Annotated in this window: 19 protein-coding genes; 4 read left to right on the top strand and 15 right to left on the bottom strand. The window is 31.1% G+C overall.

What is annotated here, in order from left to right; genetic code table 11:
* Positions 1 to 280: 280 nt before the first annotated feature.
* The 14 genes from ACWW38_RS12530 to ACWW38_RS12465 form a co-directional block, all read right to left on the bottom strand.
* Positions 281 to 1,456 (bottom strand): acetyl-CoA C-acetyltransferase, encoded by a 1,176-nt coding sequence (locus ACWW38_RS12530; protein WP_456257888.1) that lies wholly within the window; start codon positions 1,454 to 1,456, stop codon positions 281 to 283.
* Between the two features lie 87 nt (positions 1,457 to 1,543).
* Positions 1,544 to 2,665, bottom strand: a complete 1,122-nt coding sequence (gene wecB / locus ACWW38_RS12525) for a non-hydrolyzing UDP-N-acetylglucosamine 2-epimerase (protein ID WP_456257887.1) — start codon at positions 2,663 to 2,665, stop codon at positions 1,544 to 1,546.
* A 19-nt stretch (positions 2,666 to 2,684) separates the two neighbouring features.
* Positions 2,685 to 3,713, bottom strand: coding sequence for an MraY family glycosyltransferase (locus ACWW38_RS12520; RefSeq protein WP_456257886.1), 1,029 nt, complete (start codon positions 3,711 to 3,713; stop codon positions 2,685 to 2,687).
* Positions 3,714 to 3,736: 23 nt separating this feature from the next.
* Complete coding sequence (locus tag ACWW38_RS12515) at positions 3,737 to 4,225, bottom strand: deoxycytidylate deaminase (protein ID WP_456257885.1); 489 nt, start codon at positions 4,223 to 4,225, stop codon at positions 3,737 to 3,739.
* 214 nt (positions 4,226 to 4,439) lie between these two features.
* A complete protein-coding gene (gene upp / locus ACWW38_RS12510; protein WP_456257884.1) occupies positions 4,440 to 5,069 on the bottom strand; it encodes a uracil phosphoribosyltransferase in 630 nt (209 codons plus the stop codon).
* Between the two features lie 21 nt (positions 5,070 to 5,090).
* The gene (rpiB, locus tag ACWW38_RS12505; protein WP_456257883.1) at positions 5,091 to 5,540 is read right to left on the bottom strand and encodes a ribose 5-phosphate isomerase B; all 450 of its coding nucleotides are present in this window, start codon (positions 5,538 to 5,540) and stop codon (positions 5,091 to 5,093) included.
* A 56-nt stretch (positions 5,541 to 5,596) separates the two neighbouring features.
* Complete coding sequence (locus ACWW38_RS12500) at positions 5,597 to 6,055, bottom strand: low molecular weight protein arginine phosphatase (RefSeq protein WP_456257882.1); 459 nt, start codon at positions 6,053 to 6,055, stop codon at positions 5,597 to 5,599.
* A gap of 56 nt (positions 6,056 to 6,111) precedes the next feature.
* Positions 6,112 to 7,167: an L-threonylcarbamoyladenylate synthase gene (locus ACWW38_RS12495; RefSeq protein WP_456257881.1), complete on the bottom strand. Its 1,056-nt coding sequence runs from the start codon at positions 7,165 to 7,167 to the stop codon at positions 6,112 to 6,114.
* Positions 7,168 to 7,218: 51 nt separating this feature from the next.
* Complete coding sequence (locus tag ACWW38_RS12490) at positions 7,219 to 7,947, bottom strand: ZIP family metal transporter (protein WP_456257880.1); 729 nt, start codon at positions 7,945 to 7,947, stop codon at positions 7,219 to 7,221.
* A 53-nt stretch (positions 7,948 to 8,000) separates the two neighbouring features.
* On the bottom strand, positions 8,001 to 8,573 hold the full coding sequence (locus tag ACWW38_RS12485; RefSeq protein ID WP_456257879.1) for a hypothetical protein: 573 nt from the start codon (positions 8,571 to 8,573) through the stop codon (positions 8,001 to 8,003).
* Between the two features lie 30 nt (positions 8,574 to 8,603).
* Positions 8,604 to 9,680 carry a peptide chain release factor 1 gene (prfA, locus tag ACWW38_RS12480; RefSeq protein WP_456257878.1) on the bottom strand — a complete coding sequence of 359 codons (1,077 nt, stop codon included), beginning with the start codon at positions 9,678 to 9,680 and terminating at the stop codon, positions 8,604 to 8,606.
* A gap of 81 nt (positions 9,681 to 9,761) precedes the next feature.
* Positions 9,762 to 10,613, bottom strand: a complete 852-nt coding sequence (prmC, locus tag ACWW38_RS12475) for a peptide chain release factor N(5)-glutamine methyltransferase (RefSeq protein WP_456257877.1) — start codon at positions 10,611 to 10,613, stop codon at positions 9,762 to 9,764.
* Between the two features lie 69 nt (positions 10,614 to 10,682).
* A complete protein-coding gene (locus ACWW38_RS12470; protein WP_456257876.1) occupies positions 10,683 to 11,720 on the bottom strand; it encodes a DUF1385 domain-containing protein in 1,038 nt (345 codons plus the stop codon).
* A 47-nt stretch (positions 11,721 to 11,767) separates the two neighbouring features.
* Positions 11,768 to 12,406: a thymidine kinase gene (locus ACWW38_RS12465; protein ID WP_456257875.1), complete on the bottom strand. Its 639-nt coding sequence runs from the start codon at positions 12,404 to 12,406 to the stop codon at positions 11,768 to 11,770.
* Positions 12,407 to 12,704: 298 nt separating this feature from the next.
* On the opposite strand from ACWW38_RS12465, the gene ACWW38_RS12460 reads away from it, so the two are divergent.
* The 4 genes from ACWW38_RS12460 (at position 12,705) to rpmE (ending at position 14,712) form a co-directional block, all read left to right on the top strand.
* On the top strand, positions 12,705 to 13,193 hold the full coding sequence (locus ACWW38_RS12460; protein WP_456257874.1) for a DUF2975 domain-containing protein: 489 nt from the start codon (positions 12,705 to 12,707) through the stop codon (positions 13,191 to 13,193).
* Between the two features lie 14 nt (positions 13,194 to 13,207).
* Positions 13,208 to 13,432: a helix-turn-helix domain-containing protein gene (locus ACWW38_RS12455; RefSeq protein ID WP_456257873.1), complete on the top strand. Its 225-nt coding sequence runs from the start codon at positions 13,208 to 13,210 to the stop codon at positions 13,430 to 13,432.
* Between the two features lie 66 nt (positions 13,433 to 13,498).
* Positions 13,499 to 13,717: a DUF3955 domain-containing protein gene (locus tag ACWW38_RS12450; RefSeq protein WP_456257872.1), complete on the top strand. Its 219-nt coding sequence runs from the start codon at positions 13,499 to 13,501 to the stop codon at positions 13,715 to 13,717.
* 782 nt (positions 13,718 to 14,499) lie between these two features.
* Entirely contained in the window at positions 14,500 to 14,712 is a 213-nt protein-coding gene (gene rpmE, locus ACWW38_RS12445; RefSeq protein ID WP_456257871.1) for a 50S ribosomal protein L31, read from the top strand.
* 21 nt (positions 14,713 to 14,733) lie between these two features.
* Here rpmE and rho read toward each other — a convergent pair whose 3' ends face one another.
* Positions 14,734 to 16,158 (bottom strand): transcription termination factor Rho, encoded by a 1,425-nt coding sequence (gene rho / locus ACWW38_RS12440; protein ID WP_456260462.1) that lies wholly within the window; start codon positions 16,156 to 16,158, stop codon positions 14,734 to 14,736.
* Positions 16,159 to 16,268 lie beyond the last annotated feature (110 nt).

The following is a 16,268-nucleotide window of genomic DNA, read 5'->3' as shown; positions in this document are numbered from 1 at the left end:
TATAAATCAATTCTAGATTTATAGGCATTTAAATTAATTATAAGTACCATAAATTCTTTAAATAAGAGCTGTAAGAGAATTTTGAAAATCAGTCACAATATTTAAACATAGGGTGTATTTTATATATAAAATTCCCCTTAACTAAGTATCATTTTTAACAATCGAATTCTAATTTTTCTTAATTTTTTTAATATTTAATATAAAAAAAAAGCGCCTTTAAAGCACCCTTTTTTATTAAAATTTAAATTTGTATTATACTAAATGATTATAAAAATTTATACTATCTTTCGACAATGATAGATGTACCCATTCCTCCACCTATACAAAGAGTTGCCAATCCTATTTTTGAGTTCCTCTTCTGCATCTCATATAGCAATGTAACGAGTATTCTTGCACCTGAACACCCAATAGGATGCCCTAGTGCTATTGCGCCGCCATTTACATTAACTTTATTCATATCAAAACTCAAATCTCTTGCTACTGCTATACTTTGAGCTGCAAAAGCTTCATTAGCCTCTATTAAATCTATATCATCTATGCTCATTCCTATCCGTTTAAATGCAACCTCAGTTGCCCCCACTGGTCCATATCCCATTACAGATGGGTCCACGCCTTTTGAACCATAGGATATTATCTTAGCTAATGGAGTTACTCCTAGTTCTTTTGCCTTTTCACCACTCATTATTACTAGTGCTGCTGCACCATCATTTAATCCCGAGGCATTTCCTGCTGTTACGGTTCCATCCTTTTTAAATGCTGGCTTTAATTTTGTTAATGATTCTTTAGTTGTTCCAAACTTAGGATATTCATCAGTATCAAATACTATTTCTCCCTTTTTAGTTTTAATTATTACTGGGACAATCTCATCTTTAAATTTTTTTTCTTTAATCGCCTTTTCAGCTAAATTTTGTGATCTTAGTGCGAACTCATCTTGCTCTTCTCTTGATATGTTCCATTGCTCAGCTATATTTTCTGCAGTAACTCCCATATGGTAGTAGTTAAATGCATCCATTAAACCATCATGTATCATTGCATCAACAAATTTAGTATCTCCCATCCTTACACCCCATCTAGCATTTTGTACTAAATATGGAGTAGATGACATATTCTCCATTCCACCAGCAACTATAATATCTGCGTCTCCCAATTGTATAAATTGTGCAGCCATGCTTACTGTTCTAAGTCCAGACCCACAAAGTTTATTAATTGCCATGGATGGAATTTCTACTGGAATGCCTGCTCCTATAGCAGCTTGCCTAGCTGTGTTTTGTCCATGCCCTCCTTGAAGCACATGACCCATAAGGATTTCATCAACTTGATCCGATGATACTTTAGCTCTATTTAATGCTTCTTTTATAGCTATTGAACCAAGTTCTGATGCTGCGATATCCTTTAATGCTCCACCATATTTTCCAATTGGGGTTCTAACTGCACTTGCTATTACCACTTCTTTCATTAAGGTTTCCTCCTAAACTATAGCTTAGTAGAGCAAGCACAAATTAGCTTCCATGTTGAAATATACTAAAAACAAAGGTTATAGCCTTTATTCCGATTTAAAAAACTTTATAATATTTTCAACAATTCTAATAGAAGCCTTACCGTCTCCATAAGGATTGATTGCCTTACTCATACTATAATAGTCTTTCTCAGAATTCAATAAAATATTAGCATCTCTTATTATGTTTTGTTTATTTGTTCCCACCATTTTTACTGTGCCTGCCTCAACAGCTTCAACTCTTTCAGTAACATCCCTAAGTACCAAAACAGGCTTTCCAAGGTGAGGAGCTTCCTCTTGTATTCCCCCAGAATCAGTCATAATAAAATAACATTTTTTCATCAAATTATGTGTTTCCTTAGTATCTAGCGGAGGTAGTAGATGTATTCCTTCTACTCCATCTAGGTATCTAAGAACAGTATCCTTCACAATAGGATTTAAGTGAACAAGATAAATTATTTCAACATCTTCGTTCTCTTTTTTTATCTCAAGTATTGATTTGCATATATTCTCTATGCCTTCTCCCCAATTTTCTCTTCTATGAGCAGTAACCATTATTATTTTCTTATTATAGTCAATGCTATTTAATTTATCGTTATTAAAAACATAATTTTCTTCTACAGTATAATTCATAGCATCTATTACTGTGTTGCCAGTTATAAATATTTTATCTTCACTTATTCCTTCTTTAAGCAAATTGTCCTTACTTCTAACAGTAGGTGCAAAATGTAAATCTGCTAAAGTTCCAGTGAGTCTTCTATTCATCTCTTCTGGAAATGGAAAATATTTATCATAACTTCTTAACCCTGCTTCTACATGCCCAACTTTAATTTTATTATAAAAGGCTGCAAGGGATGCAGCAAATGTAGTAGTAGTATCTCCATGAACTAAAACTACATCTGGAACTTCTTTTGCAAATATTTCTTCTAAGCTAGTTAAAACACTTGTAGTTATGCTGCTTAAACTTTGTTTTGATTTCATTATATTTAGATCATAATCTGGTTTTATATTGAATAATTCTAAAACTTGATCTAGCATTTCTCTATGCTGAGCTGTAACACATACTTTAGAGTCTATTTGATTGTTTCTTTCTAACTCCTTTATAAGAGGAGCCATTTTTATAGCTTCTGGCCTAGTACCAAAAACATTCATAACTTTTATCTTTTCCACATCTTCACTCCCAAATCCTCTATTCTTTGTGCTTAAAAAACCCGCACTTCCAAGCTGCCAATCCAATTATTAGTATAACAATTGTTAGTAAAAAATATGACCTTGGTGTGCTAACTTGCATAGCTATTATAGAAATTCCTCCTAAAACAGCACTAATAAGATACATGATTAACACAACCTGCCTTTGATTTAATCCCATATCTAGTAATCTATGATGCAAATGCCCCCTGTCTGCTTGCATTATTGGCTTTCCATTTACTTTTCTCCTTATCATAGCAAATAGGGTATCATATATAGGTAACCCAAAAGCCAATACCGGTACTGCTATAGCAAATGCTGTAGCTGATTTTATAGTTCCTTCTAATGATATGGCAGCTAATAAAAATCCCAATAGTTGAGCTCCTGTATCTCCCATAAATATAGAAGCAGGATTAAAATTATATGGCAAAAAACCAAATATAGATCCACTTAAAATTGCAGTTAACATAGCCGCTTCTCTTCTACCATTCAAAACTGCTATAATAAAAATAGTTACTGAACATATAAATGATACTCCTGCAGCAAGTCCATCTACTCCGTCTATCAAATTTAAAGCATTAGTAATTCCTACTACCCAAAATATTGTTAATGGTATCATTAAATATCCTAAATCTAAATATAATCTGCCTATAGGTAATGGATTCGTAATCCGAATTATCTGTACACCAAATAGCACAAGAGTTCCAGCAGCACTTACTTGAAAAGCAAGCTTTTGCCAGGGCTTTAAATCTTTCAAATCATCAATTAGTCCGCCAATTACAATTATAGTAGCTCCAATTAATATTCCAATTTGTGATTTTGTTAATGGGCCATCTTTTAAAATCATTGTAATTAAAAATGATAAATAGATAGCTACTCCTCCAAGTAATGGAATAGGCTCTTTATGTATTTTTCTTGTATCTTTAGGTATATCTAAGGCCTTAATTCGAAAGGCAAATTTCTTTACTAAAGGTGTTAATGCAAATGATATAATTACAGAAATTAATGTTAAAACCTTTATACTATCCATAGTTTAATTATAACCTTCCTTTATTAATATGATCCATCCCCTTCTAGAGAATCATCATTATCTATCCATTGTTGTACATCTATAGTCCTAAAATCTTTCTTTGTGTCCCTAATTACTACCTTATTTATTCCTGAATTTATTATAAATCTTTTACATAGGGAACAAGGTGCTGCATTATGAACTAATTCTCCATTATCAACTTCCTTTCCAACTAGATAAAGAGTTGACCCTATCATATCCTGCCTTCTTGAAGATATAATTGCATTTTGTTCTGCATGAACTGATCTGCAAAGTTCATATCTTGTGCCTCTTTCTACCTTTAGTTCTTCTCTTCTACAGTAACCTATATCAGAACAATTCTTTCTTCCTCTAGGAGCACCTGTATAGCCTGAAGACATAATTTCATCATTTTTAACAATTATAGCTCCAAAGTTTCTTCTTAAACAGGTACCTCTTTCTAATATAGTCTCGCAAATATCTAAATAATAGTTATGTTTATCTATTCTATCCATTCCAATACCTCTCTCATTATGAAAAAATACAGATAATTCTACACTATAATATTCTATACTATAAATCAAAGAATTAAAAGTATTAACAAATAAGTTTAAGTTTTATGGAACATAATGTCAGTTGATAGTTATAAAAATATAGGGCTAAATTACAAAACAGATGTAATTTAACCCTCATAAACTTACAAATAATTAATTTTTCTTATAGATAGAATTATTTAGTTCCAAAAAGTCTATCTCCTGCATCTCCAAGCCCTGGAACTATGTATCCTTGTTCATTTAATCTTTCATCTATATCAGCAACATATATATCTACATCCGGATGTTCATCCATAACAGCTTTAACACCTTCTGGAGATGATATAAGGCACATTAGTCTTATACTTTGAGCACCTCTCTTTTTAAGAGCGTGTATTGCATCTATAGCAGATCCACCTGTAGCAAGCATTGGATCTGTGACTATAATATCTCTTTCACTTATATCTTGAGGTAGTTTGCAGAAATATTCTACTGGCTTTAATGTTTCCTCATTTCTATATAATCCAATATGTCCAACTTTAGCTGCAGGTATAAGTTTCAACATTCCATCTACCATTCCAAGACCTGCTCTTAATATAGGTACTATAGCTACTTTTTTACCAGCAAGCATTTTACATTTTGTTTTACATATAGGTGTTTCTATTTCTACTTCTTGAAGCGGTAAATCACGAGTAACTTCGTAAGCCATCAACATAGCTACTTCTTCTACAAGCTCTCTAAAGTCTTTAGACCCAGTTTCCTTGTTTCTTATAATAGATAATTTATGTAGTATTAACGGATGTGCAATTTGTGTTACTTTACTCATTAAAAATTCCTCCCTATTTGTTTATTTACAATATTTTTTTTCTATTTCTGTAATTTTATCAACTCTTGTTGCGTGTCTTCCCCCTTGAAACTCTGCTCCTAAGAAAGTATCCACTATATCAAGAGCAAGACCTACTCCTATAATTCTTTCTCCCATAGCTAATATATTTGAATTATTATGTTCACGGGTAGCATGTGCACTAAAAGTGTCGTGACATAGTGCAGCTCTTGCTCCAGGAACTTTATTTGCAGATATGCTTATTCCAATTCCTGTTCCACAGATAACTATACCAAAATCAAAATTCTTTGCTACAACCTCTTCTGCAACTTTAACCCCGAAGTCTGGATAGTCACAAGAGCTGTCAGTGTCAGTTCCGAAATCTTTAACTTCTATACCTTTTTGTTCTAGATGTTTAATTATTTCATTCTTTAATCTGAAGCCACCATGATCAGATCCTATTGCTATCTTCATAAAAATTCCTCCTAATCTTGTATGTTTATTATAATTTATTGCAAAAAAAGAAGATACTAGTACAATTTACCACTATCTTCCTTTATTTTATCAAGTAACAATTCTATGCCTCTATTTAGCATATAAAAAGTTTCCTCATATATATTAATGTTTCCTCCATATGGATCAACTATATCATCGCTAAGGCCTATGAATTCATTTAGAGTATATATTTTATTTTTTTCTTGAAAAAATTTTTGAGATAATACATCTCTCATATAAGCTGTCATAGTTAATACTAAATCACTTTCCCTAATCATTTCTTCTGTTAATTGGACAGCATTTCTTTCACTAATATTCAAATTAAAATTAGACTTTATAAGAGTTGCAGTATTTTTAGATGTTTTACTTCCTGGAACTACAGAAATTCCAGCTGAGTAAGCTTTAATGTTTTCCATATCAGATAATTGATTGAAAATAGCTTCCGCCATGCAACTTCTGCATGTATTTCCTGTGCAAACAAACAAAACCTTCATACTGCTCCTCCTTTTTATTAATATTTTAATTACATATATCTTCAACTCTAATTAAATTATTTATCAACATCTATAATATCAAATCCTGCAGCTTTTTTTAGTCTATTCATTACTGCAATACCAACACCTTTTTCTTCAAAGGCTTCTGATAATATTACATCAACATCACAATTATCAAATTCTCTTAAAGTTTTAAATAAGTTTTTAGCAACAGTACTTAAATTATTTCTACTTCCTAGAGATTTCACTATGGCATTAGAATATCTCTCTATAGTTTCATCGCTTGCCATAATTCCAACTTTCTTGCCATCGTCTATATAATTTTGCACTATTTCGTTGATTTTTGCAATAGTTTTTTCTAAATCACCAGATATAATTTTTACAGGTGCCTTTGGTGCATAATGTCTATATTTCATTCCTGGGGCCTTTGGTTTAAAATCCTTTTCTACCTTTTTCATAATAGAAGGATCTATATATATATCAGGTTCTATTTCTTTTAACATTTCAACTGTAACTCCACCTGGTCTTAGTATACATGGAGGTTCCACAGTACAATCTACAATGGTAGATTCAAGTCCCACATCACATCTTTCTCCACCTATTATGTATTCAACCTTTCCCATTAGATCCTCAATACACATTTCTATATTAGTAGGACTAGGTTTTCCTGATATATTAGCAGATGGAGCCGCAATAGGTACTCCTGCTTCTTTTATTAACTTGTTTGCTAGAAAGTTAGAAGGCATCCTAATTCCAACACTATCTAGTCCAGCACTAGTAACCTCTGGTATTTTATCTGACTTTTTCATAATTAAAGTTAATGGACCAGGCCAAAACTTATTCATAAATTTTTTAGCAATAGGTGGTATATATTGAACTAAATCTTCAATATTAAAATCCGATACATGTACAATAAGAGGATTGTCTTGAGGTCTTCCTTTGGCAATGAAAATTTTTTTTACTGCTTCTGGATTTAATGCATTTGCTCCAAGTCCGTATACAGTTTCCGTAGGAAACGCCACGAGTCCCCCTTCTCTTATAACATCGCCTGCCGCCTTTATAGCCTCTACATCTTGTTTTTCTTCATTTAAAACCACAACTTTAGTATTCATACTTTTTCACTTCTTTACTTATATAATTATTAATCATTCTTTAGTATTTTATTATAATACATTAGTAATTACAAGTCCTAATATCATACCTATTAATATACTAAATGTTATAATTTTTCCATTCCAAAGCTTTATTGATTCAGGAATCATCTGGCCAAAAATTACATAAAGCATTATTCCCGATGCAACAGCTAAACACTCTCCCAATACAATTTCCGATATACTTCCTATGTAAACTCCAATCCAAGCACCTACTACTGTTGGCAAGGCAGTAATAAAAGCATATCCTAGTATTTTAGATACCTTTACTCTAGATGCCATAAGTGGTGCTGATACAGCCATTCCTTCCGGTATGTCATGTATAGCAATTAAAAGACTCATTTTAATGCCAAGACTTGCATCAGCTAAAAATCCTGCTCCCATTATTATACCTTCTGGGAAATTATGAATCATAAGTCCTACTGCTGCCAAAAAGGCTGCCTTTACATTACCATCAGTAAACAATCTCCTTTTGCTACTCAACATATCAATTAGCATAATAATAAGTATTCCAATTACAGAGAATATTATTGTGTTTAAAAAATTAATTTTTAACATAGATTCAGGTATCAAATCCAGCATTACTATTGATAACATGAGCCCAGCTGCTAATCCATTAACACATCCTATTATTCTGTCAGAAGGCTTTCTAATTATTACTCCTATAGACGAACCCAACATTGTTCCAGCTAGCGAAAATATACTTGCTGCTGTTACTATTAAAATTACTCTAATATCCAAAATAATTCCCCCATTTCTACTTTATATTATTTTTCAAAATGGAGGTTTATTCTTCAATTTCTATATTCTTTTATTCTTTTTATGGCATTCTCCGTAAAGTATGCCTTAACACTATATCTATATATCAAATCCAGCAGTTCATATTTAGAATATCCGCCTTTATTTATTATTAAGTAATAGCATTCTTTATAATTATTTTGTTTTTTCAAATTATCATAGTATTTATTAAACCAGCTGTATTTTTTTAGAAATCTGGAATCTATGGGCTTTATTTTTTTATTTCTAAGCCTAGATTTTAATATCATTATTATTTCTAAATCTTTTCCTTCATTTAAAGTATGAACTAGCATAGCTCTGTCGCATAGTATTACATATCTATCTCTAAAAATACCATTCTGTATTTTCAATTTATTATTATATTCAAACTTTAAAGTTTCTTTATCTACTCTTATCATTATTACAAAAACTATTAAAATTTCAATTATGACCAGATAAGCTAAAAAGAACGCAGAAAAAATTTTGGTAAAATACACAACTAATGGCAGAATTAAAAAAATAAAGCCCATAGATAGCATAAACCACTTTAAAGTTTTTTTCTGCTTCCTAATGGCTTTATTTATATTCATATAGTCCCACCTCTATAATTCTATAAAAAATTATTGGTCATTTCCCATAGCTTTCATTTTTTCAGCTTGCTCTACTGTAATTAATGCATCTATAACTTCTTCCATATCTCCATCTAAGAAAGCATCTAGTTTGTATAAAGTAAGTCCTATTCTATGATCTGAAACTCTTCCTTGAGGATAATTGTAAGTTCTTATTCTCTCACTTCTATCACCTGAACCAACTTGGCTTTTTCTATCTGCTGAAATAGCTGCTGTTCTTTCTGATTCGGCCTTTTCATAAAGTCTTGCCTTTAATACTTTAAATGCCTTTTCTTTATTTTTAAGCTGCGACTTTTCATCTTGACAGGAAACAACTATTCCAGTAGGTATATGAGTAAGTCTTACGGCAGAGTCTGTAGTATTAACACACTGTCCACCATTTCCAGAAGCTCTAAATACATCTACTCTTACATCATTTGGATCTACATATATTTCTACATCATCAACTTCTGGTAAAACAGCTACAGTTGCTGTTGATGTATGGATTCTTCCGCTTGATTCTGTGTCTGGAACTCTTTGAACTCTATGAACTCCACTTTCAAACTTCATCTTGCTATAAGCTGCATCTCCTCTAAGCATAAATACAACTTCTTTAAATCCACCTATATCCGTTTCATTAGAACTCATAAGTTCAGTTTTCCAACCATGGCGCTCAGCATATCTTGTGTACATTCTAAAAAGATTAGCTGCAAATAATGCTGCCTCTTCTCCACCTGCACCTGCTCTTATTTCAATAAATACATTTTTATCATCGTTAGGATCTTTAGGAAGTAGCAATACTCTTAATTCTTGTTCACTTATAACTTTAGATTCTTCAAGCTCTTTTATCTCTTCTTGAATCATCTCTTTCATTTCTCTGTCACTTTCTTCTGAAAGCATTTCCTTATTAGCTTCTAAATCTTCTAAAGTTCCTTTATACTCTCTATATTTATTAACCACAGTTTCAAGTTCAGCATGTTCTTTACATAGTTTTCTCCACTCATTTTGATTAGCCATTACTGATGGGTCACTAATCTTTATTGATAATTCTTCATATTTGTTTTCAATAAACTCTAGTTTATCTAACATTGCTTTATCACTCCGTATTCATATTTTCACATTTTAATATTATATCACAAAATTTTATTCCATCGCAAGCAAGAAGAATAGTTATTCTTTACTTCCAATTATTACTCTATCCAATCCTGCTAAATCTTTGATGCATCTTATATTTTTAAATCCATTGTAATCCAATATTTTTTTTACATCTTCCCCTTGATCATGACCTATTTCAAAGGCTAATGTTCCTCTTTTATCTAAAATTTTCAAGCTTTGCTCTGCTATCTTTCTATAAAAATCTAGTCCATCTTCTCCCCCACACAAAGCTATATAAGGCTCATAATTTTTAACATCCTCCATTAAAGTAGGGATAACCTCTCTTCTTATATAAGGAGGATTGGAAACTACTAAATTAAATTTTCTATTTTTATTTATAGCTTCTTCTAAAAGATCACTTTTAACTACCTTAACTCTATCATCTAGTTTAAACTTATTTATATTACAATTTGTAACCTGAATGGCAACATCTGAAATATCATAGCAATAAACCTTAGCTTCCTTTACAAATTCAGCTATAGTAACCCCAATAGCACCACTTCCACAGCATACATCACAAACTTCAGTATAATTATTACACCTAATTTCTTTTATCACTTCTTCTACTAGTGTCTCAGTATCTGCCCTTGGAATAAGCACTCCTTCCTTTACACTAAAATTCATCCCCATAAATTCACATTCACCTAGAATATATTTTACAGGCATTTTATTTTTTCTTAGTTCTAGAATTTTTAAGAATTCTTCTTCTTCTTCTCTACTAATTTCAAAATTTCTATTTAAAATTATGAATAACTTATCTCTATCTAATACTTTTTGAAGTAGTAATTGTGAATCTATTATATAGGTATCTATTCCTACTGATTTTAGAGTATCGTATGCTATACTTAAAATTTCTCCTATTTTCAAAATAACACCCTTTCTAAATTACTTAAAGAACTTGTCATCCGATAAAAATCACTTGCAAATTGCAAGTGATTATTCTGTAACTATTGATTTCTCTTTGATACTTTCTTTATCCAAACTTGATCTATCATCATTAGTATGCTCATGGTCAATTTTTAATTCTTTAGCTTCAGCTTTTCTCTTTATGCTCTCTACAGTTTCTATCCCCTCTGCCACTTTAAGTGATTGTATTGCAACTTCCAGCTGGCTTAAATCAGGCTCCTGGGTAGTTATCTTTTGTAGCATAAGTCCTGGATAGGATAATATCTGAGAAAGTTTGTTTTTGCTGCTTCCCATCCATTTAATAAGTTCATAAGTAACTCCAGAAACAACTGGCAATAAGATTATTCTATACAATATTCTTTCATAAATAGAATTCCACCCGGTAAAAGAAAACAATATAATACTTACCATCATAACTAAAAACAAGAAATTAGTGCCACACCTTGGATGTAATCTGCCTTGTTCTTTTGCATTTTCAGGAGTCAATTCTTTTTCTTTTTCATAGCAAAATATTGTTTTATGTTCTGCTCCATGATATTGGAATACTCTTTTTATATCTTCCATTTTGCTTATAAGATATAAATATAGTAAGAATATACTTACTCTTATTATACCTTCAAATATATTTAGAACAAATGTATTATTAACATTGGCTTTTTTGAATATGTTAGCAGCAAAAGTTGGAAGTATAAAAAATAACCCTACTGAAATTATTAAAGAAATAATAAAGGAAAAGCCCATTACAACATCGTCAGTTTTATCTTTAAATATTCCTTCAATCCATTTATCTACTTTAGACGGCTCAACATCTTCATCCTCTTCCATAAAAAAAGATGCTGAATAGTTTAAAGTTTTTATCCCTAGAATTAACGAATCAATTAATGTTACAAAGCCTCTAATTATGGGAATAGAGAATATTTTATACCTTTTGGTTAGGGGTATACTTTCATTAAAATCTATCTCTATTTCACCATTGCTCTTTCTAACTGCAGTAGCAACTCCTTTACTTCCTCTCATCATTACGCCTTCTATTACTGCTTGCCCTCCAACCGTGCTTTTTCTTCCCATGTTCACACCCCTTTTATCCATACTATCTTTATTTAAGTTTAAGCTTATTATATTATTATATCCATATCTATATCTTTTGCACAAATATTCTTTTTCTGTTCATATTTCTCTTTATATATAAAATAACATCTAGGACAAAGAGATTGATATTCAACATTGTCTTCTTTATCTATAGCTATTTGTTTTCCTTCAAACACAAATTCTCCATTAACTTTTCTTCCATTTAATAAAGCTTTTTTACCACAAGTACAAATTGTCTTCAATTCTTCTAGACTATGAGCTATTAAAAGCAATCTTGTGCTCCCTTCAAACCCTTTCATCTGAAAGTCAGTACGTAAACCATAGCATATAGTTGGAATATCCATTTTTACAGCTATTTCAAAAAGCTGATCTATTTGGTTACTCCTAAAAAACTGAACTTCATCTGCTAAAATACAATCTACTTTTCCATGTTCTAAATTCCACTCTTCTACTTTTTCATATATATTTTCGTATTCTGACAAAAGCATGTCCACTTCTCTTACTACACCAAGCCTAGATACTACTGTATTTCCTCCTTTTGTATCTGTTTTAGGTTTTATAATAATAACTTTCATTCCCCGTTCTTCATAATTATGTGCCACCTGTAGTAAGTTTGTTGATTTACCACAATTCATGGCTCCATATCTAAAATATAACTTGCTCATTCCCCTGGCGCCTCCAAAATTTTTTTAAGATACACATCACTAATTCATTTTACATGTTTTTGGATTTAGATTTCAAGTGCTATATTTTTACTTTTGTAATAATAAATTCACAATATAAGAAGATTGCTTTTCTTAATTCTTTGGATTTTGTAAATATAGCTGTAAAAAGTTATATTTCACAATACTCCGAAATTGTCAAAAGATAAATATATATCGAATTAGGTAATTTTTTTATTTACAAACGATAAATAATTATATATTATCAATATTGAACAACAAAAGAATCGAGGTTGATAATGTGAAAAATAACTTTATCCCCAAAATTTTAAATATGATTGTAATTTTAGGAATCTCTATTACGTGTATTTTTTATTTAGCAAATCCACTTATTATTACAGCATTTTTAAAAGGTCATTATTCTATACTAGATCGTGCATTAGTTATAACAATTTCTACTTGCTTCTATTTACTTGGAGCCCCATATGTAATAGCTCTATTTAAACTAAAAAAACTCTGCAGTTTGGTTGTTAAAAATAATCCTTTTTCTATGGAAAGTGTTAAATCATTAAAAATTATTTCTATGTGCTCTTTTATTGAATTGTTTATTATTATAGGATGCGAAAAATACTTAGATTATTCAATTGCAGGATTCAAAAATATTCCTTTAGGATTGCCTCTTGCTGCATTGGCTATTATTTGTTTAACAATGGGATTTCTATGCATAGTATTATCCCAATTATTTGAAATCGCCATAAAAATTAAGGAGGAAAACGATGAAACAATTTAGGAAGGAATGTTATTATGCCAATCATAGTGAATCTTGATGTAATGATGGCTAAGAGAAAAATTAATTCTACGGAGCTTTCAGAAAAAATGGGAATAACTATGGCTAACCTCTCTATTTTAAAAAACAGTAAAGCAAAAGCAATTCGTTTTTCTACACTGGAATCCTTATGCAAAATATTAGATTGCCAGCCTGGGGAGATTTTAGAGTATGCAGATGAAAATGATGGTAGATTAAAGTAGTATCTCTATGTTGCAAATAAAACAAAATTAAAATAAATTAACTAAATTTAATGGGAGGAAGTTTTTATGAAAAAATATCTTATTTCTTTAATATCACTTATTATATCACTTGGTTGTATAGCTGCTTATGGAATTATTGGGTCTGAAGTTGCTCCAGATGGTACTCTAGTAGAGCCATTTTTCTTAATACCAATGGCTTGGTTATTTGCGTTTATTGCTGTAATTTCAGCGCTAATATATAAAATAACCCCATTCTTTAATAACTATAAAAAAAAGAATAACTAGCGTTACTACCCAATATCCATCAATTCACAAAATGAGTATAGTACGACAAAATGGCGGCATGTAAGATTACTAGGCTAACGCATATATGTATCATTGAGAAACCTTCAGTTCATAAAGTAGTAATAAAGGCTGATTTATTTAAAAATTCTACCCCCGCTCCATCCCACGTCCTGTAGGGGAGCGGGCTGTGCTCGTCCTTGAGTACAATTTAAAGAATTACTATAAATAAATGTGATAGCATACTGACATTTTGTAAAACAATCTATAAACAAAGTATCCTATGATTAACAATTTCTTTTAACATACTTTCTTTAAACTAATATCTTCATTGATTCTAATTATTTTTATAATAGTTATTCACACTTGGTTGTAATTTTACATGCTTTAATTGATTGCAAGCAACAAATGCTGTAGTAAATACTAGTATAACCTCAACAGGCTACGCCTAAAACCCTATCACCGTAATTCCCACCTAGGATGGGTGGGAGCCAGGACTGCATCAGGAGGATGCATAGGACTGGGTAGGTAATTTTTAAGGCACAAACCTAGAACTTCTCAACGTAGCGAAGATTCTCTGTTGAATTATATACCCTCGATTTTTATAGCCTTACTCTGTAGTTACCAAGGCCGCCATTTTGTCGTAATATACTCATTTTATGAACTTAATAAAAATTATTAATGCAGTTGATATTTTAATTACCCTATGATATAATTCTAAGAGTTGACAATTCGGTTTGAATTATTCTATTAAAGAATAATATCCTTAAGCGAGGTGAAACAAGATGAAAGAAGGTTTACATCCAGAATATCACAATGACGCAGTAGTTAAATGCGCTTGTGGAAATACTTTTACAACAGGTTCTATAAAAACAGAACTTAAAGTCGATGTATGTTCTCAATGTCACCCATTCTATACTGGAAAACAAAAGGTATTAGATACAGGTGGAAGAATTGAAAAATTCATGAAGAAATACAACTTAAAAGAAGAGAAATAGTATTTAAAAATGGGAAAGATTTTATCTTTCCCATTTTTCTTTATTAAACATTCCCAAAAACTCACCATTATTTTTTGTCTTAGACAATAAATTTATCAACTTTTCAGTTATATCTCCTACGTTATTTTCTTTATACATAACTCTTCTTATTTTGAAGGATGCTTCAAGTTCCTCTGGAGAAAGTAATAAGTCTTCTCTTCTTGTTCCTGATTTAAATATGTCTATAGCCGGGAATATTCTTCTCTCTTCAAGTTTTCTATCTAAATGAACTTCCATATTTCCAGTTCCTTTAAATTCTTCAAATATCATATCATCCATTCTGCTTCCTGTATCTACAAGAGCTGTTGCAAGTATTGTAAGGCTTCCACCTTCTTCAATATTTCTTGCTGCACCAAAGAACTTCTTAGGCATTATTAAGGCCCCTGGATCAAGTCCTCCTGAAAGAGTTCTTCCTGTTGGATTAATAGTTAAGTTATATGCTCTTGAAAGCCTTGTCAAACTATCTAAAAGCACTACAACATCTTGTCCCTGTTCAACCATTCTCTTCGCTCTCTCAAGTACCATATATGCAACTTTAGTATGATGATCTGGTTCCTCATCAAAAGTAGAGTATATAATTTCTCCATTTATTGATCTTTGCATATCTGTAACTTCTTCTGGTCTCTCATCTATTAAAAGTACAATTAATTTTACTTCTGGATGATTTGTAGAAATACTATGTGCAATCTTTTTAAGAAGAGTAGTCTTTCCAGCCTTAGGTGGAGCAACTATTATACCTCTTTGACCTTTACCTATAGGTGAGATTATATCCATCAATCTTGATGATAAATCTAGCTGACTTGTTTCTAATTTTATTCTTTCATTTGGATAAATAGGCGTTAGCTTTTCAAACTTTTGTCTTCCAACTGCCTTTTCTGGATTTTCACCATTTATCTTTTCAACATACAGCAATGCTTGGAATTTTTCCCCTTCTTTTGCTGTTCTAATTCTTCCTTGTACTTCATCACCAGTCTTTAAATTAAATCTTCTAATTTGTGATGGTGATACATATATATCTTTAGGACCCGTTAGATAATTTTCACCTCTTAAAAATCCATAATTATTATTTTCGATTATCTCTAAAACACCTTTTGCAACATCAGAATCATTTATCATTTCTTTTAGGTTTTTTCCCTTTTCTATATTAACTTCTTCCTCTTCTATATTTTTAACTTCTTTTTCATATACTTTAGACTTTTGAATCTCTTCCTTATGTGGTAATTCATTATTTTCTGAACCATTATGTACAATTTTAGGACTTATTTTTTCTCTTAACACAACACCATCTTTACTTATAGATACTGGTGAATTTTTATCAATTTCATCTATTAACTCTGATTTTTTCAATTTAGATGTTCCCTTAATTCCTAACTTTTTAGCTAATTCTCTTAATTCAACAACAGTCATGTCCTGTAACTCTTTATTAGACAAAATAGCACCTCCATATTTAACTTATTTATTTATATTTATCCACGGGGAATAGTTGGCACAGAAATGTTAGAGATGTAATACTCTTT

The organism is Clostridium sp. JNZ J1-5, assembly GCF_053901425.1.
Note: the sequence above shows the minus strand (reverse complement) of the source record. Positions and strands in the feature narration are given on the sequence as shown.